The 16634-nt window shown below is 70.9% G+C and carries 15 protein-coding genes; 9 read left to right on the top strand and 6 right to left on the bottom strand.

Features of this window, described 5'->3' with window-relative positions; genetic code table 11:
• Positions 1-115: 115 nt before the first annotated feature.
• Positions 116-901, bottom strand: a complete 786-nt coding sequence (locus AB4030_RS12210) for an ABC transporter ATP-binding protein (protein WP_442279491.1) — start codon at positions 899-901, stop codon at positions 116-118.
• 60 nt (positions 902-961) lie between these two features.
• Between AB4030_RS12210 and AB4030_RS12205 the strand changes: the two genes are divergently transcribed.
• Positions 962-1726, top strand: a complete 765-nt coding sequence (locus AB4030_RS12205) for a hypothetical protein (RefSeq protein ID WP_442279490.1) — start codon at positions 962-964, stop codon at positions 1724-1726.
• 1 nt (position 1727) lies between these two features.
• On the opposite strand, the gene AB4030_RS12200 is transcribed toward AB4030_RS12205, so the two are convergent.
• A complete protein-coding gene (locus AB4030_RS12200; protein WP_442279489.1) occupies positions 1728-2165 on the bottom strand; it encodes a pilus assembly protein CpaE in 438 nt (145 codons plus the stop codon).
• A gap of 46 nt (positions 2166-2211) precedes the next feature.
• Here AB4030_RS12200 and AB4030_RS12195 point away from each other — a divergent pair, with 46 nt between their 5' ends.
• Positions 2212-2943, top strand: a complete 732-nt coding sequence (locus AB4030_RS12195; RefSeq protein ID WP_442279488.1) for a PIG-L deacetylase family protein — start codon at positions 2212-2214, stop codon at positions 2941-2943.
• A gap of 34 nt (positions 2944-2977) precedes the next feature.
• Here the strand turns inward: AB4030_RS12195 and glgA are convergent, their stop codons facing one another.
• Positions 2978-4180 (bottom strand): glycogen synthase, encoded by a 1203-nt coding sequence (glgA, locus tag AB4030_RS12190; RefSeq protein WP_442279487.1) that lies wholly within the window; start codon positions 4178-4180, stop codon positions 2978-2980.
• A 102-nt stretch (positions 4181-4282) separates the two neighbouring features.
• Here glgA and glgC point away from each other — a divergent pair, with 102 nt between their 5' ends.
• The 5 genes from glgC (at position 4283) to cphA (ending at position 11709) form a co-directional block, all read left to right on the top strand.
• Positions 4283-5539, top strand: a complete 1257-nt coding sequence (gene glgC / locus AB4030_RS12185) for a glucose-1-phosphate adenylyltransferase (RefSeq protein ID WP_442279486.1) — start codon at positions 4283-4285, stop codon at positions 5537-5539.
• Between the two features lie 50 nt (positions 5540-5589).
• A complete protein-coding gene (locus AB4030_RS12180; RefSeq protein ID WP_442279485.1) occupies positions 5590-6432 on the top strand; it encodes an LLM class F420-dependent oxidoreductase in 843 nt (280 codons plus the stop codon).
• Positions 6433-6543: 111 nt separating this feature from the next.
• Entirely contained in the window at positions 6544-7791 is a 1248-nt protein-coding gene (serB, locus tag AB4030_RS12175; RefSeq protein ID WP_442279484.1) for a phosphoserine phosphatase SerB, read from the top strand.
• A gap of 9 nt (positions 7792-7800) precedes the next feature.
• Positions 7801-8721 (top strand): cyanophycinase, encoded by a 921-nt coding sequence (locus AB4030_RS12170; protein WP_442279483.1) that lies wholly within the window; start codon positions 7801-7803, stop codon positions 8719-8721.
• A gap of 96 nt (positions 8722-8817) precedes the next feature.
• Positions 8818-11709 (top strand): cyanophycin synthetase, encoded by a 2892-nt coding sequence (gene cphA / locus AB4030_RS12165; RefSeq protein ID WP_442279482.1) that lies wholly within the window; start codon positions 8818-8820, stop codon positions 11707-11709.
• 415 nt (positions 11710-12124) lie between these two features.
• Here cphA and AB4030_RS12160 read toward each other — a convergent pair whose 3' ends face one another.
• The 3 genes from AB4030_RS12160 to fabG all read right to left on the bottom strand — a co-directional run bounded on the left by AB4030_RS12160 (position 12125) and on the right by fabG (position 15990).
• The gene (locus tag AB4030_RS12160) at positions 12125-14374 is read right to left on the bottom strand and encodes a tetratricopeptide repeat protein (protein WP_442279481.1); all 2250 of its coding nucleotides are present in this window, start codon (positions 14372-14374) and stop codon (positions 12125-12127) included.
• 39 nt (positions 14375-14413) lie between these two features.
• Complete coding sequence (gene fabI / locus AB4030_RS12155; RefSeq protein WP_442279480.1) at positions 14414-15175, bottom strand: enoyl-ACP reductase FabI; 762 nt, start codon at positions 15173-15175, stop codon at positions 14414-14416.
• A gap of 80 nt (positions 15176-15255) precedes the next feature.
• On the bottom strand, positions 15256-15990 hold the full coding sequence (gene fabG, locus AB4030_RS12150; RefSeq protein ID WP_442279479.1) for a 3-oxoacyl-[acyl-carrier-protein] reductase: 735 nt from the start codon (positions 15988-15990) through the stop codon (positions 15256-15258).
• Between the two features lie 128 nt (positions 15991-16118).
• Here fabG and AB4030_RS12145 point away from each other — a divergent pair, with 128 nt between their 5' ends.
• Both AB4030_RS12145 and AB4030_RS12140 read left to right on the top strand, forming a co-directional pair.
• Positions 16119-16385 (top strand): DUF3099 domain-containing protein, encoded by a 267-nt coding sequence (locus AB4030_RS12145; RefSeq protein WP_442279478.1) that lies wholly within the window; start codon positions 16119-16121, stop codon positions 16383-16385.
• The gene (locus AB4030_RS12140; protein WP_442279477.1) at positions 16382-16630 is read left to right on the top strand and encodes a hypothetical protein; all 249 of its coding nucleotides are present in this window, start codon (positions 16382-16384) and stop codon (positions 16628-16630) included. Before AB4030_RS12145 ends, AB4030_RS12140 begins: the two co-directional genes overlap by 4 nt.
• Positions 16631-16634: the final 4 nt, after the last annotated feature.

Here is a 16634-nt window from a genome sequence, read left to right as displayed (position 1 = left end):
TTCATCCGAGCCGGCGACGGACGCCGACGTCCCGTGCGTCACTCCAGTGACGTTCTCGATTCTGCCTCAGTTCCCTCCACCGACCTACGGATCGGGCAACTGGGACAGGTTGCGATCAGGACTCGGCTCGTGCCGACCAGCGTTCGCCGTGCTGCTCGAGCACGAGCGGGAGCCCGAACGTCGCGCTGAGGTTCTCGGCCGTCAACGTGACGGGGATGGGGCCGGCGGCCACGACCCGCCCGTTGCGGATCATGAGGACGTCGGTGAACGACGGGGGGATCTCCTCGACGTGGTGCGTGACGAGCACCATGGCCGGGGCCTCCGTATCGGCGGCGAGCTCGCCGAGCCGGCGCACGAGATCCTCCCGGCCACCGAGGTCGAGCCCGGCGGCGGGCTCGTCGAGGAGCATGAGCTCAGGGTCGGTCATCAGGGCACGCGCGATCTGGACGCGCTTGCGCTCACCCTCGCTCAGGGTCCCGTAGGGACGGTCGGCCAGATGGTCGGCGCCGAGCGTCTTGAGCAGCTCCATGGCGCGGACGTAGTCGACGTGGTCGTAGGTCTCACGCCACCGGCCGATGATGCCGTACGAGGCGGTGACGACGACGTTGCCGACGAGCTCGCCGGCGGGGATCCGCTCGGCCATCGACGAGCTCGCCAGGCCGATGCGGGGACGCAGCTCGAAGACGTCGACGGCTCCCAGGACCTCCCCGAGGACTCCCGCGACCCCGGAGGACGGGTGCATGCGCGCGGCGGCAATCTGCAGCAGCGTCGTCTTGCCGGCACCGTTGGCGCCCAGCACGACCCAGCGCTCCCCCTCCTCGACCTCCCACGTGACGTCGTCGAGCAGCGTCGAGGCACCGCGTCGAACGGTGACTCCGGCGAAGGCGAGGACGTCGCTCATGGCTCGACCCTATGGCAAGCACCACCGGGGCGCCGACGCGGCGCACCCTAGGATGGCGTGGTGTCCGAGCTGCCCGCGTCCGTGCGCCTGGCGCTGTGGATCACCGCATCGTGGCGCGGCGACCTCGGGACGACCGATGCCCTGGGACGCGCCTTTCCCGACCTCGACCACGTGGCCGGCGACCTCGCCCGACTGGACGTCTGGCGTGACCTCGGGGAGCGAGCGCTCTTCGTGGCCCTCCCCCGTCCGGGAGACCTCAGTCGTATGCCGCGTGGCTCGGCCGCTGCCACCGCTGCGGCCGCCGACGCCGGTGAGTGCGTCTTCGTGGCCGGCATCGGGGGGATCCTCGTCCCGACGCTCACGGAGTTCGGACCCGAGGGCGACGTCGGCGTGCGCGCGGACTGGGCCGCCTACGAGGCGGATCCGATGCCGCGGCACCGGATGGAGATGCTCGACCTGCGCGAGATCGAGCGCGAGCTCATGACGCGCCTGCGCGAGCACACCGAGCGCTTCGACGCGGTCGGGGGACACCCGTGGGGCCACGAGGCACGCGCCGAGGCGCAGGCCGACCTCGACACCGGCCTGTGGGGCATCCCACCGGCCACGTCCGGCCGCGCGTTGCGCCTGATGTCGCTGGCGGCCAACCTCTCCCGCGTCGCCCACCGCAACGCCACCCGTACCTCCCTCGGGTCGGGAGGGCTCGACGCCGGGACCACGGCCACCCGCACACGGCTCCTGCGCGACCTGGCAGCCGACGCGGACGTGGCCCTCGCCGACGCGACGAACGTCGCGGTCATGTCGATCGCGGGCTGGCGTCCGGCGTGACTCAGGCAGTCTGCTCGCCCTCGGGGGCGGACGTCTCGAGACGTGCGAGCAGCGCACGCGCGTAGGCGCGTTCGGCGTCGATGTCGGCGTGGCGCTCGACCGCGCCGTCACGCCTTCGGGCCGACACGGCATACCCACCCTCGAGCTGTTCGAGCGACACGAACGACTCGCCGAGCAGGTCGCGCAGCTGGTCCTCGCGCGGCAGCCACACGACCTTGTCCTGCTCGACGCTGTCGAGGGCCCACTCGGTCGTGCCGTTGAAGCCGATGACGTCGCCGGTCGTGAAGTGGTGCACGTCGACGGTGATCTCACTGATGACGAAGACGTCGTTCTCCATGCCGCTCACGGGCACGACGAAACGGTCCCCGGAGACGGGCTCCCAGCGCAGTCCCGCGTCGGAGAGCCGGCGGGCGAGCTCGATGGTCAGCATGTCCTCCATGGTCACATCCCCCCGAGAGATCGCCAAGCAACCCTAGATTTGGTCCATGACGGAGCGCCCCGGGCTGGAAGCACTGGACGAGAGCACCTTCGAGACCGTCCTCTGTGTCGTCGCGCACCCAGACGACCTCGAGTACGGCACGGCCGCTGCAGTCGAGAAGTGGGTGCGGTCGGGCAAGGCCGTGACGTACCTGCTCGTGACACGCGGGGAGGCCGGCATCGACACCATGCCGCCGGCGGAGGCCGGGCCGCTGCGCGAGCAGGAGGAGCGGGCCGGCGCCGCCCGGGTGGGGGTCGACGTCGTGGAGTTCCTCGACGGATTTGCCGACGGTGTCGTCGAGTTCGGCGTTGCGCTGCGTCGCGCCATCGCACGCGAGATCCGGATCCGCAGACCTGACCTGGTCGTCACGATGACGTATGCCGACCGCTTCCCGCGCGGTTCCGTCAACCAGGCCGACCACCGCGCGGTGGGCCTCGCCGTCGTCGACGCCAGGTCCGATGCCGGCAACCGGTGGATCTTCGCCGACCTCGTCGACGAGGGCCACGAACCGTGGAAGGTGGCGCAGGTGCTCGTCGTCATGGATCCCGAGCCGACGCACTACGTCGACGTCTCGGACCACGTCGACGCCGCCGTCGCGTCGCTGTCGGCCCACCAGGCGTACCTCGCGGCGCTCGGGCCCGACTACCCGGAGCCCACCGACCTGCTCGGCAGGATCCTCGGCGGCCCCGCCGACGTCGTCGGCGTGCCCTACTCGCTCACCGGACGCCTCCTCGGCTGACCGGATCTCCTTGGGGTGCGCCCGAGCCGGGACCTCAGCGGCCGAGGACCGCCCGGTAGACCTCGAGCGTGCGGTCGCCGATGGAGGCCCACGAGAACGAGTCGACGGCCCGCGAGCGACCGGCGCGACCGAAGGCGTGGGCGCGGTCGACGTCGGACACCGCCTCGGTCAGCGCTCCGGCGAGGTCGGCCACGAAACGGTCGGGGTCGACGGGCGTCCCCGTGCCGTCCTGGACCTGCTCGATCGGCACGAGCCACCCGGTCTCACCGTCGACGACGACCTCCGGGATGCCACCCGTTGCGGTCGCGACGACGGCGAGCTCGCACGCCATGGCCTCGAGGTTGACGATGCCGAGCGGCTCGTAGACCGACGGGCACGCGAAGACCGTGCCATGGCTCAGCAGCGCGACGACCTCGTTGCGGGGCAGCATGTCCGGGATCCAGACGACGCCCTCGCGCTGGGCGCGCAGCTCGTTCATGAGTCCCTCGACCTCGGCGAGGATCTCCGGGGTGTCGGGGGCGCCGGCGCAGAGCACGAGCTGGACGTCGGGTGGCAGCTGCGCGCACGCGCGCAGCAGGTACGGCAGCCCCTTCTGGCGGGTGATGCGACCGACGAAGACGACAGAGCGCTTGTCGGGGTCGACGCCGTGGCGGCGGACGATCTCGGTGGCCTCGGCCGAGCGGTCGGCAGACCACAGCTGGGAGTCGATTCCGTTGTGCACCACGTGAACCCGCGCCGGATCGAGGGAGGGGTAGCTCTTGAGGATGTCCGCGCGCATACCGGCACTGACCGCGACGACGGCAGCTGCGGACTCGTACGCCGTGCGCTCGGCCCACGACGACACGCGGTAGCCGCCGCCGAGCTGCTCCGCCTTCCACGGCCGCATCGGCTCGAGGGAGTGCGCGGTCACGACGTGCGGCATCCCGCCGAGGAGCGAGGCGAGGTGTCCGGCCATGTTGGCGTACCACGTGTGCGAGTGCACGAGGTCGGCGCCGACGCAGTCGCCGGCCATGCTGACGTCGACGCCGAGGGTCTGCATCGCCGCGTTGCCGTCGGCGAGCTCGGTCAGGTCGGCATACGCCGTCGTGCCCTCCTCGTCGCGGGGGGCGCCGAAGCAGCGCACCTGCACGTCGATGTCGCCACGCGAGCGCAACGCCCGGACGAGCTCTGCCACGTGAACACCCGCGCCTCCGTAGATGGCCGGCGGGTACTCCTTGCTGAGGATGTCGACGCGCACGTTCCGACCCTAGTGCCGGTGCGATCCCGAGGAGCGGAAAGCTCTGTCCATCTTGCGTGCTGAACCTGCCGAGCGACGGATCGCTGCCCTAGGGTGGCGTGCATGGCCCGACGAAGCCCAGCAGCTGGTCCGAAAGTCCTCGCGATCGTGCTCGCTGGCGGTGAGGGCAAGCGCTTGATGCCGCTCACCGCCGACCGGGCCAAACCCGCCGTACCGTTCGCCGGCATCTACCGGCTCATCGACCTGGCCCTGTCCAACGTCGTCAACTCCGGCTACCTCAAGGTCGTCGTGCTGACGCAGTACAAGTCGCACAGCCTCGACGCGCACGTGACGAAGACGTGGCGCATGTCGACGCTCCTCGGCAACTACGTCACGACCGTCCCGGCCCAGCAGCGTGTCGACAAGAACTGGTACCTCGGCAGCGCCGACGCGATCTTCCAGAGCCTCAACCTCATGCACGACGAGCGACCCGACATCGTCGTCGTGGTGGGCGCGGACCACGTCTACCGCATGGACTTCAGCCAGATGGTCGAGCAGCACATCGAGTCCGGCGCGGCCTGCACCGTTGCCGCCATCCGCCAGCCGATCTCGCTCGCCAACCAGTTCGGCGTCATCGAGGTGGACGACGCCGACCCGTCGAAGATCGCCGCCTTCCTCGAGAAGCCGAGCGACCCCAAGGGCCTGCCCGACAACCCCGACGAGGTGCTCGCCTCGATGGGCAACTACGTCTTCACCGCGGCTGCCCTCGAGGAGGCCGTGACGACCGACCGCGAGACCGACTCGAACCACGACATGGGCGGCGACATCGTGCCCTACTTCGTCGGGCGCGGCGAGGCGGGCGTCTACGACTTCAAGGACAACGAGGTGCCGGGGGCGACCGACCGCGACCGCGGCTACTGGCGCGACGTCGGCACCATCGAGTCGTACTACGACGCGCACATGGACCTCATCTCGATCCACCCGGTCTTCAACCTCTACAACTACGAGTGGCCCATCTACACCCAGCACAGCCCCTACCCGCCCGCGAAGTTCGTGCACGGCAGCGGCGACCGCATCGGCGAGGCCCTCAACTCGGCGGTCTCCCCCGGCGTCGTCGTGTCGGGTGCCCACATCTACGCCTCCGTGCTCTCGCCCCTCGTGCACGTCCACTCGTACGCCAGCATCCAGGGCTCGGTGCTGCTCGACGGCGTCGAGGTCAACCGGCACGCGCAGATCCGTCGGGCGATCATCGACAAGAACGTCATCGTCCCGGAGGGCTGCCAGATCGGCATCGACCACGAGCACGACAGGGCCCGTGGCTTCCACGTCACCGAGACGGGAATCGTCGTGGTGGGCAAGGGCCAGGTCGTCACCAAGTGAGCCCGTCCGACCACGTCCGGACCACGACAGACCTCGATCCCCCTGCGAGCGTGGGCGATCCGCGCCCCGCCCGCGTCGGCATCCAGATCCCTCCGCAGCACGCGACGTGGGCCCAGATCCGGCGGACGGCGGCGACGCTCGAGGAGATGGGGGTCGACGTCCTGCTCAACTGGGACCATTTCTTCCCATTGAGCGGTGACCGGGGCGGGCTGCACTTCGAGTGCTGGACGATGCTGGGGGCGTGGGCCGAGTCGACCGAGGCCGTCGAGATCGGCGCGCTCGTGACGTGCAACAGCTACCGCAACCCCAGCCTGCTCGCCGACATGGCACGAACCGTGGACCACATGAGCGGTGGCCGTCTGATCCTCGGGCTCGGCTCGGGCTGGAAGCAGCTGGACTACGACGAGTACGGCTACGACTTCGGCACGGCCGGCGGACGTCTCGACGCCCTCGCACGCGACCTCCCGGTGATCCGCGACCGGTGGACGCGGCTCAACCCTGCCCCGACCCGCGACATCCCGATCCTCATCGGCGGGGGCGGCGAGAAGAAGACGCTGCGGATCGTCGCCGAGCACGCGGACATCTGGCACGGGTTCGGCGACCGCGCGGAGATCGAGCACAAGCACCGGGTCCTCGACGAGTGGTGCGCGCGCCGCGGACGGAACCCGCTGGAGATAGAGCGGTCGGCGGGCGTCGCGTTCGTGCCGGGCCGCAACCCCGACCAGTCGGGTGACTACGCCAGCAACGCCCAGCAGCTCCACGACATCGGGACGCGTCTCTTCACGGCCAGCGTCGCCGCGGCGGACCCCGACCTCGCGCGCGTGCGTGACCTGCTGCAGTGGCGCGACGAGGTCAACGCCGCACGCGTGAGCCGGCCGAGCCACACGGCGTGATCTGCCGAGTGCCACTGCCGCTGCCCTCGCCAGCGCCGCTGCCGCGGACTCTCACCGGCCGTATGCCGGAAGGTGACGCGGGCGCGCGGCCGTCGTCACTACCCTGACCCGGTGACCGAAGCGAACAGCACGGACGGAACGGACATCCAGACCCTCAGCGTCACCGTGACGGGAGACGACCGGCCCGGTGTGACCGGCACGCTGCTGGGAGCCCTGTCCGGGGTCGACGCGGAGGTCCTCGACATCCAGCAGGTCGTCGTCAACGGCCACCTGACGCTCACCGTCCTGCTGCGCCCGGGGGCGCACGTCGACGAGCTGCGTGACAGAGCCGCGGTCGCCGCCCACCGCCTCGGCCTGACGCTCAGCGTCGTCGAGGGCACCGGCGTCAACGCGCGCTCGCGGCACGGGCGCGCCGCCGTCGTCATCCTCGGAGCGCCGCTCAGCGCGGACGCCGTCTCCCTCGTCACGACCCGGATCGCCGACCACGGCGCCAACATCGACCGCATCCGTCGTCTGTCGCGCTACCCCGTGACGACCGTGGAGTTCGACATCTCCGGCGCCGACGTACCGTCCCTGCGCACCGAGCTCGCGCTCGTCGCCACGTCCGAGGGGATCGACATCGCGGTCGCACCGGGCGGTCTGGCCCGCCGTGGCCGCCGCCTCGTCGTCCTCGACGTGGACTCGACCCTCATCCAGCAGGAGGTCATCGAGCTGCTCGCGGCGCACTGCGGCCGCGAGGCCGAGGTCGCGGAGGTGACGGCCCGGGCGATGGCCGGCGAGCTCGACTTCGAGGAGTCGCTGCGCGCCCGCGTGGCGACCCTGGCGGGCCTGCCGGCCTCCGTCCTGGACGAGGTGCGGGAGGCCGTGGAGCTGACGCCCGGCGCGCGGACCCTGGTGCGCACCCTCAAGCGGCTCGGCTTCACCGTCGGGCTCGTCAGCGGCGGCTTCATCGAGATCGTCGGCGCCCTCGCCGCCGACCTCGGCATCGACCACGCCCGCGCGAACCGGCTCGAGATCGAGGACGGCCGCCTCACCGGACGCGTCGTCGGCGAGGTCGTCGACCGGGCCGGGAAGGCCCGCGCCCTGCGCGAGTTCGCCGAGCAGGAGGGGCTCCCGCTCAGCCGCACCGTCGCCATCGGCGACGGCGCGAACGACCTCGACATGCTCGACGTCGCGGGCCTCGGGGTCGCCTTCAACGCCAAGCCGGTGGTGCAGGAGCAGGCACAGACCGCGGTCAACGTGCCCTACCTCGACTCGGTCCTCTACCTGCTCGGGATCTCGCGCGAGGAGATCGAGGAGGCCGATCTCGACGACGGCACGCCGACCCAGGCTCCGCCCGTCCCGCACGCCGGTCACTAGGCTGGCGCGATGCAGTCCGTCGCTCCATCGTCCGAACCCCTGAACCCCAGCGGCGTTCGCCGCACGTTGCTCATCATCGGTGGTGCAGAGGACCGGATCGGGCGGTCGGTCGTGCTCAAGCGCTTCATCAAGCTCGCGGGCGGACGGCGGTCACACATCGTCGTCATCCCCACCGCGTCGTCTTACGCCGGGGAGGTGTCCGAGGCCTACCGCGACGTCTTCACCCGGCTGCGCGGGGGTGACGTCTCGGTCGTCCACCCCGAGACCCGCCGTGACTCCAACGACCCGACGATGGTCGAGGCGCTCGACACGGCGACCGGCGTCTTCATCACCGGCGGCAGCCAGGTCAAACTGGCCCAGAACATCGTCGGCACCCCCGTGGGGGCCGCCGTCATCCGTGCCTACGAGCGCGGCGCCGTCGTCGCGGGCACGTCGGCCGGTGCCTCGATCATGAGCCGCTTCATGATCTCGCTCGGGGAGGAGGGGCTCACCCCGAAGCAGCGCGCCAGCCAGATCTCCGCCGGGCTCGGTCTCGTCGAAGACGTCATCATCGACCAGCACTTCGACCAGCGGGGCCGCTACGGCCGGCTCATGTCGATGGTCGCCGCCTCCCCGAACCTCCTCGGCATGGGCATCGACGAGAACACCGCCGCCGAGATCCGGGACGGCAAGGTCATGTCGGTCATCGGCGCCGGGTCGATCTTCGTCATCAACGCCCGCAACGCCATCACCGACGCCGCCGACGCGCGCCGGGGGGCCCCGCTGCTCGTTTCGGGCGCAGTCGTGCACTCGCTGCCCACGGGCAGTACGTTCGACCTGGACCACGTCGAGCTGACCGCCTTCGTCGAGCGTCACCCCGACATCGAGGGTGCGGTCGTCCCGGCCAAGGTCCGCGCGGCGCGCTCGGCGACGAGCAGCGCCGCTCACTGAGTTCCGTCCGCCCGTCCGGCACACCCCGCGCCGCACCAACGGCCGAGCGCGTATGCCGCATCGCACGTCCCGCACGACCCCTGTAGGAGGATTTCCATGGCCGTCGAGGTACCCACCCCCGCAGGACCGGCTCGTCCGGACCTGAAGATCCTCGAGACCCGGATCTACCGCGGACCGAACGTCTGGTCCTACCAGCCGGCCGTCCACCTCGTCGTCGACCTCGGAAGCCTCGAGGACTACCCCACCGTCTCGCTCCCCGGCTTCACGGACCACCTCGTCGAGCTCGTCCCCGGGCTCGAGCGTCACACCTGCTCGCTCGGGCGCCGTGGCGGCTTCATCGAGCGCCTCCACGAGGGCACCTGGCTCGGCCACGTCGCCGAGCACGTGGCGCTCCAGCTGCAGACCCTGGCCGGCCACGACTCCCGCCGCGGCAAGACCCGCGCCGTCAAGGGCCGGCCCGGCCACTACAACGTCGTCTACAGCTACACCGACGAGACCGTCGGCGTCGCGGCGGGCAAGCTCGCGGTGCGCCTCATCAACCATCTCGTCGACGCGGAGGACGGCTTCGACTTCGAGACGGAGTTCAACGCCTTCCTCCGTCAGGCCGAGCGAGTGGCCTTCGGCCCCTCGACCGCGGCCATCCTCGAGGAGGCCGCCTCGCGCGACATCCCCTACATCCGCCTCAACTCGGCCTCCCTGGTCCAGCTCGGACAGGGAGTGCACGCCCAGCGGATCCGCGCCACGATGACGTCGAAGACCGGTGCCCTCGCGGTCGACATCGCCAGCGACAAGGACCTGACGACGAAGCTGCTCGGGTCGGCCGGCCTGCCGGTGCCCAAGCAGGAGGCCGCGCGCACGATGCGCGGCACGGTCGAGGCGGCCCGGCGCATCGGGTTCCCCGTCGTCGTCAAGCCGCTCGACGGCAACCACGGTCGCGGTGTGTGCCTCAACCTGCAGAGCGACGCGGAGGTCGAGAAGGCATACGACATCGCCAAGGCAGAGTCGCGGCGCGGCACGATCATCGTCGAGTCGTTCGTGACCGGCCGGGACTACCGCTGCCTCATCGTGGGCGGCCGCATGCAGGCGATCGCCGAGCGCGTGCCGGCGCACGTCGTCGGCGACGGCACCCACACGGTCGGCGAGCTCGTCGACATCACGAACGCGGACCCCCGCCGCGGCGTCGGTCACGAGAAGGTGCTGACCAAGATCAAGGTCGACGCCAACGCGCTCGACATCCTCGCCGGCCAGGGACACACCCTCGAGTCGGTGCCGCCCGAGGGCGAGATGGTCAAGCTCGCCCTGACCGGCAACATGTCGACGGGCGGCATCTCCATCGACCGCACCTTCGACGCGCACCCCGACAACGTCGAGATCGCCGAGGAGGCCGCACGCATCGTCGGCCTCGACGTCGCCGGCATCGACTTCATCTGCCCCGACATCACCTACCCCGTCCGCGAGACGGGCGGTGCGATCTGCGAGGTCAACGCCGCCCCCGGCTTCCGGATGCACACGCACCCGACGATCGGCGAGCCGCAGTTCATCGCCAAGCCCGTCGTCGACCTGCTCTTCCCGCCGGGAGCCCAGTCGCGCGTGCCGATCGTCGCCGTCACAGGCACCAACGGCAAGACGACGACGTCGCGCATGATCGCCCACATCTTCAAGGGCCTCGGCCGCAAGGTCGGCATGACGTCGACCGACGGTGTCGTCATCGACGAGCGGCTCGTCATCAAGGCCGACGCGTCCGGCCCGCGCTCGGCCCGCATGGTGCTGCAGAACCCGCGCGTCGACTTCGCCGTCATGGAGGTCGCCCGGGGCGGCATCCTCCGCGAAGGCCTCGGCTACGACCGCAACGACATCGCCGTCGTCACCAACATCGCGCCGGATCACTTGGGAATGAAGGGGATCGACACCCTCCGCCAGCTGGCCGACGTCAAGGCCGTCATCGTCGAGGCCGTGCCGCGCGACGGTTTCGCCGTGCTCAACGCCGACGACCCGCACGTGCGCAACATGCGACGCCGCTGCTCGGGCGGCATCGTCTGGTTCACGATGTCCGAGCCCGGCAGCGAGGTGCGCGAGTTCGTCGACGACTACTGCCGTCGCGGTGGTCGTGCCGTCGTGCTCGAGCCGAGCGACCGCGGCGAGATGATCGTCATCAAGCACGGCCGGCGGAGCATGCAGCTCGCCTGGACGCACCTGCTGCCGTCGACATTCGGTGGGGCGGCCCGCTTCAACGTCGCCAACGCGCTCGCGGCTGCAGGCGCGGCCTTCGCCGCCGGGGCACCGCTGCACGACATCCGACAGGGCCTGCGCACCTTCGCCACGACGTACTACCTCTCCCCCGGTCGCCTCAACCTCGTCCAGGTGGGCAACGCCGACGTCTTCGTGGACTACTGCCACAACGCCGCCGGCATGAAGGAGCTCGGCGCGTTCGTCGACCGCTACGCCGCGCAGAAGGAGGGGCAGTCCGACCTGGGCCGCACGTCGCGCATCGGCATGATCGGCGCAGCGGGCGACCGGCGCGACGACGACATTCGCGAGCTCGGAGCCGTGGCCGCCCACCACTTCGACGTCATCGTCGTCCGCGAGGACGAGCGCCTTCGCGGGCGCAAGCCGGGGGCGACGGCGGCGCTCGTGGCGGAGGGCGCGAAGACCGCGATGAAGGAGGGCGCCCGGTGCCGGCAGGTCGAGGTCGTCCTCGACGAGCTCGAGGCCACCAGGCACGTCCTCGCGCGCACCAACCCCGGCGACCTCGTCGTCATGTGCGTCGACCAGCATGCGCTCGTCGTCGCCGAGCTCGAGGAGCGCACCAAGCACGCCCAGGCCGGAGCCCGCATCGGTACGCCGGCGGCGGCCACAAGCGACCCCGACCTCGACCCCAGCACCCTGACCGAGACGGCCGAGGCCGAGGGCGAGGAGGCCGAGGGCGAGGCGCTCGGAGCCGTGCCGACGGAGGCGCAGCCCACGCCTGCAGACGACACCGCCATCTGACGCCGGGGTCGACGCCTCCCGACCGACGCCGCAACATCCCAAAGCTCCGCCCGGGCGGACTTATGGCGGCTGGTCCCGCGTCTGCTCGCCCAACATCTCCGCCCGGACGGACTTATGGCAGTCGGAACACCCCGGCACCACGCCACAACTCCGCCCCGGCGGACTTATGGCGGCTGGTCCCGCGTTTGCTCGCTCAACATCTCCGCCCGGGCGGACTTATGGCAGTCGGAACACCCCGCCTCCCCTCCACAACTCCGCCCCGGCGGACTTATGGCGGCTGGTCCCGCGTCTGCTCGCTCAACATCTCCGCCCGGGCGGAGCTTTGGCAGTCGAAACACCCCGCCGGTGCTCCACAACTCCGCCCGGGCGGAGTTGTGGAGGCCCGCCACCGCCGCAGGGAGCGCGGTGGACTGGATCAGTGGGCGACCGGGGCCAGCTCGTCGGCGTAGGCGCGCAGCGCGCGGCGGTAGGCCTGCGTGTCCACATCGGTCGTCGCCTCGAGCGTCGCCCGGATGAGGTCGGCCACGGCCTGGCGCTCCTGACCGAGGTCCGCCTGGACCAGCGCGCGGAGCATGAGGGCCGCCGTGTTGTGCGGACGGGCCTCGAGCACCTCGGCGACAAGGCCCTGCGCCTCGGCCGCGCGTCCCACGACACGCAGGCTCGACGCGAGCTGGAGCTGGGCGCGGTGCCGGTGCGGTTCGCGCAGGCCGCCGGCCAGAGCCTCCTCGTACAGACCGATGGCGCCGTGCTCGTCGCCCATCGCGTCCTTCGCGCCAGCCAGCTCGAAGACCAGGCGCGGGTCCCCGGGGTGACCGTCGACGAGCCGCTGGGCCGAGACGAGCCGCGCCTGCTCGTCGTCGGTCTCCCAGAGGGCCGCGATCTCGCTCTCGAGCTCGTGCTCGCCCCGCGCGGCGACGACCTTGCGCCGGATCGACCGTGCGTCGTCGACCTTGCCCCCGTGCTCGCGGATCCAGCCGTCCACCTCGGCGCGCTCCGCGTGGCACATGAGCGCGACGACGTCGCCGTCGAGAGCGTGCGGGACGAGGGCTTGCAGGGCCTCGAGCTCGGTCTCGTAACCAGGCACATCGAGGACGCCGACCTTGGCGAGTCCCTCGCGGAAGAGGGCCAGGAGGTCCTCCTCCTCGCGACCCCGCAGGTAGTGCCGGGCCACCTTGAGGGCGACCTCCTCGGCGCCCTTGCCCGCGATCTCACCCATCGCGATGATGGCCTCATCGGCACGGTCCCCTGCGCAGCCGAGTCCGAGACGCACGGCGCCTCCGGGTGCGGCCAGTCCGCGGGCGACGTCGAGCAGGGCCTCGAGGCCGGCCTCGTTGTGCGCCATGTCCATGATGACCGTGGCCTTGCCACCGCTCGGGAGCGGCACCGAGTACGTGTTGAGGCGGCCCCAGTTGTGCTCCGGGTCGGGGGCGAAGGTCCGCAGGCCCTCGACGACGGCCGAGCGCGGGACCCCGAGGCCCAGCGCGGCGGCCGCACCGGCCAGCGCGTTGGCGATGTTGTTGCGGGACAAGCCGCTCAGCGTCATGGGGACGTCGACGATCTTGACCAGCCGGTCCGGGTCGCCGTTCGGCGAGAGGACGACGATCTCTCCGTCGAGGACGGTGATGCCGCGACCTCCGGAGTTGATGGACTCCCACAGGGCCGGTGACGCGGGGTCGAGGCTGAAGGCCCACGGCTTGGCCTTGATGCGGAAGCGCATGGCCCAGACGCGCGGGTCGTCACCGTTGAGCACGACCCAGCCCTGGGGCTTGGTGACCGTCGTGACGATCGCCTTGACCTCGGCGAGCTGGTCGAGGGTGTCGATGCCCTGCAGGCCGAGGTGGTCGGCACTGACGTTGGTGACGACGCTGACGTCGTTGGCCGTGACGCCCATGCCCTTGAGGAGCATGCCGCCCCGGGCGGTCTCGAGGATGCCGATGTCGAGGCCCGGCGTCTCGAGGACGCCGCGTGCGCCGGCGGGTCCGGAGAAGTCGCCCTCCTCCTTCGTCTCGCCCATGACGACGACACCGTCGGTCGAGCTCCAGGCCGTCGTGAGGCCGGCGGCCATGCACATGTGGGCCATGAGCCGGGTCGTCGTCGTCTTGCCGTTGGTGCCGGTGACGGATGCGACGGGGACGCGAGGAGTGATGACGCTGGGGCCGGGACCGTCGGGGGCGGCCATGATGACTGCGGCCGCCTCCTCGATGACCGCGTCGGCGCGGCGCGACGGGTCGAGCAGCCCGGCCATGACGGCGCCGACCTGTTCCCCGGCGACGCGTCCACGCGTGCGGTGCACCCACGGGAAGGCGAGCACGACGTCCTCGACCGTCTGACCCGCGCGCACGCGTACGCCCAGCCGTCCCGCGCCGATCTCTGCGCCGACCCGGCGGGTCACGGTGCGGATCACGCGCATGACGAACCGCTGGCGCAACGCGGTGCCACGCTTGCCGGGACGGGCCGAGCGCATGCCGAGCCGCCGGGCCAGCGCCTCGGCGTCAGTGCGCTTGAGCGAGAGGTAGCCGGGCACGTGCAGGATGACCTTGATCGCGGGCCGGGCGAAGTAGAGGTTGGGCCCGTCGAGCACCCGCACCTCGTCGACCCGGACCTGCGGCGCCCCGTCGGCTTCGGTCGTCGGCAAGGGGCTGGACTCGGTCCCGGCGTGAGGCATGGGCAGGACTCTAGCGAGAGCCGCCCGGGGCGTGCGCGGTCACTGCCCCATGGCGTGCACGCCACCGTCGACGTGGACGATCTCGCCGGTCGTGGCAGGGAACCAGTCCGACAGCAGCGCCGCGCAGGCCTTGGCCGCGGGCTCCGGGTCGTTGACGTCCCAGCCGAGCGGCGCGCGGTCGTCCCAGACCTTCTCGAACTGCTCGAAGCCGGGGATCGACTTCGCCGCCGTCGTGCGGATCGGGCCGGCCGCGACGAGGTTGCAGCGCACGTTCTTGGGGCCGAGGTCGCGGGCGAGGTAGCGATTGGTCGACTCGAAGGCCGCCTTGGCCACACCCATCCAGTCGTAGACCGGCCACGCGAACTTCGCGTCGAAGGTGAGCCCGACGACGCTGCCCCCCTCGGACATCAGGGGCAGGGTCGCGACGGCGAGCGACTTGAGGCTGTACGCGGAGATCTGCAGCGCCGTCGACACGTCCTCCCAGGTGCCCTCGAGGAAGTTGAACGCTCCCTGCGGGGCGAAGCCGATCGAGTGCAGCACACCGTCGAGGCTGTCGACGTGCTCGCGAAGGCGGTCGGCGAGGGTGTCGAGGTGCTCCTGGTCGGCGACGTCGAGCTCGATCACGACCGGCGTCTCGGGCAGGCGCTTCGCAATGGTCTGGGTGATCTTCATCGTCCGGCCGAAGGAGGTGAGGACGACGGTCGCGCCCTCCTGCTGGGCGATCTTCGCGACGTGGAACGCGATCGAGCTGTCCATGAGGACACCGGTGATGAGGAGCTTCTTGCCTTCGAGGATTCCCATGCCTGCGACTTTCTCGAGTGGGTGGGGACGCTTGCTGCACAAGGGGTTTCACGGCATACGCACGTATGCCGTGTGTGGGCTCAGTGCCCCATGCCGAGCCCGCCGTCGACGGGGATCACCGCACCGGTGATGTAGGCGGCGTCGTCGCTCGCGACGAAGCGCACGACGGACGCGACCTCTTCGGGCGTCGCGAAGCGGCCCGCGGGGATGTTGGCGAGGTAGGCCTTCTTCTGGTCGTCCGGCAGCACGGCGGTCATCTCCGTGTCGATGAAGCCGGGCGCGACGACGTTGGCGGTGATGCCGCGACCGCCGAGCTCGCGCGAGATGGAGCGGGCGAGACCGACAAGACCGGCCTTCGAGGCCGCGTAGTTGGTTTGGCCGGGCGAGCCGTAGAGGCCGACGACGCTGCTGATGAGGACGATCCGCCCACGACGCTTGCGGATCATGCCGGTGGCGGCGCGGCGGGCGCAGCGGAACGCGCCGGCGAGGTTCGTGTCGATGACGGAGTCGAACTCCTCGTCGCTCATCCGCATGAGGAGGGTGTCGCGGGTGATGCCGGCGTTGGCGACGAGCACCTCGACGGGGCCGCCGAAGATCTCCTCTGCGGCGGTGAAGGCCGCGTCGACCGATGCCGAGTCGGTGACCTCGCACAGGACGCCCTGCAGCCCCTCCGGCGGTTCCCCGGAGCGGTGGGTGATGACGACGTTGTCGCCCGCGTCGGCGAAGGCTCTGGCGATCGCCAGGCCGATGCCGCGGTTGCCTCCGGTCACGAGCACGTTGCGCGCCTCGGTCGTTGACACAGTGCGTTCCTCCATCCGTCCGGTCGCTGCCGGGTCGCTGCCCTGCCACGAAACCTAACGGACTACCGAAGGGTAGACAGCACCGCGGCACGCGGGCGGCACGGGCTTATGGTGGAAGGGTGTCAAGAGCCAAGAACGAACCCGTGGTGTACTCCGTCACCTCGGCCTCGTCGTCCAGCACGGACGACCAGGACAAGCGCATCAAGCGCTACCTCACGATGATGGGCATCCGCATCGCCTGCTTCGGGCTCGTCTTCGTCACCTCGGGCTGGCTCCGCTGGACGGCCGTCATCGCCGCCGTCTTCATCCCCTACGTGGCCGTCGTCATCGCGAATGCCGTGAGCCCCCGTGAGCCGGGCAGCATCCAGTCGGTCGTGCCCCAGGACGACACGCAGCGACTCGAGCAGTGAGCGGACCGCTCTCCCCGACACCGACCGGCGGAACGCACACGGACCACGTCTGCAGCGCCAAGGGCTGCCGCGCGCAGGCCGTTCACGCCGTCATCTGGAACAACCCCAAGCTGCACACGCGCGACCGTCGCAAGGTGTGGCTGGCCTGCGACGGCCACGAGAAGTCACTGGCGGACTTCGTCGCGCTCCGCGGCTTCCTCATCGAGGTCGTCCCCGTCGAGCAGCTGGTCGACACCGACGGCTGACCCC

It is taken from the genome of Terrabacter sp. 2YAF2, from assembly GCF_052114705.1.
Taxonomy (GTDB): Bacteria; Actinomycetota; Actinomycetes; order Actinomycetales; family Dermatophilaceae; genus Terrabacter.
Note: the sequence above shows the minus strand (reverse complement) of the source record. Positions and strands in the feature narration are given on the sequence as shown.

Bases quoted from the DNA above. Each gene is read 5' to 3' on its own strand.
- AB4030_RS12210 (WP_442279491.1), bottom strand. From the start codon at position 901: ATGAGCGACGTCCTCGCCTTCGCCGGAGTCACCGTTCGACGCGGTGCC.
- AB4030_RS12200 (WP_442279489.1), bottom strand. From the start codon at position 2,165: ATGGAGGACATGCTGACCATCGAGCTCGCCCGCCGGCTCTCCGACGCG.
- AB4030_RS12195 (WP_442279488.1), top strand. From the start codon at position 2,212: ATGACGGAGCGCCCCGGGCTGGAAGCACTGGACGAGAGCACCTTCGAG.
- glgC (WP_442279486.1), top strand. From the start codon at position 4,283: ATGGCCCGACGAAGCCCAGCAGCTGGTCCGAAAGTCCTCGCGATCGTG.
- AB4030_RS12170 (WP_442279483.1), top strand. From the start codon at position 7,801: ATGCAGTCCGTCGCTCCATCGTCCGAACCCCTGAACCCCAGCGGCGTT.
- cphA (WP_442279482.1), top strand. From the start codon at position 8,818: ATGGCCGTCGAGGTACCCACCCCCGCAGGACCGGCTCGTCCGGACCTG.
- AB4030_RS12160 (WP_442279481.1), bottom strand. From the start codon at position 14,374: ATGCCTCACGCCGGGACCGAGTCCAGCCCCTTGCCGACGACCGAAGCC.
- fabI (WP_442279480.1), bottom strand. From the start codon at position 15,175: ATGGGAATCCTCGAAGGCAAGAAGCTCCTCATCACCGGTGTCCTCATG.
- fabG (WP_442279479.1), bottom strand. From the start codon at position 15,990: ATGGAGGAACGCACTGTGTCAACGACCGAGGCGCGCAACGTGCTCGTG.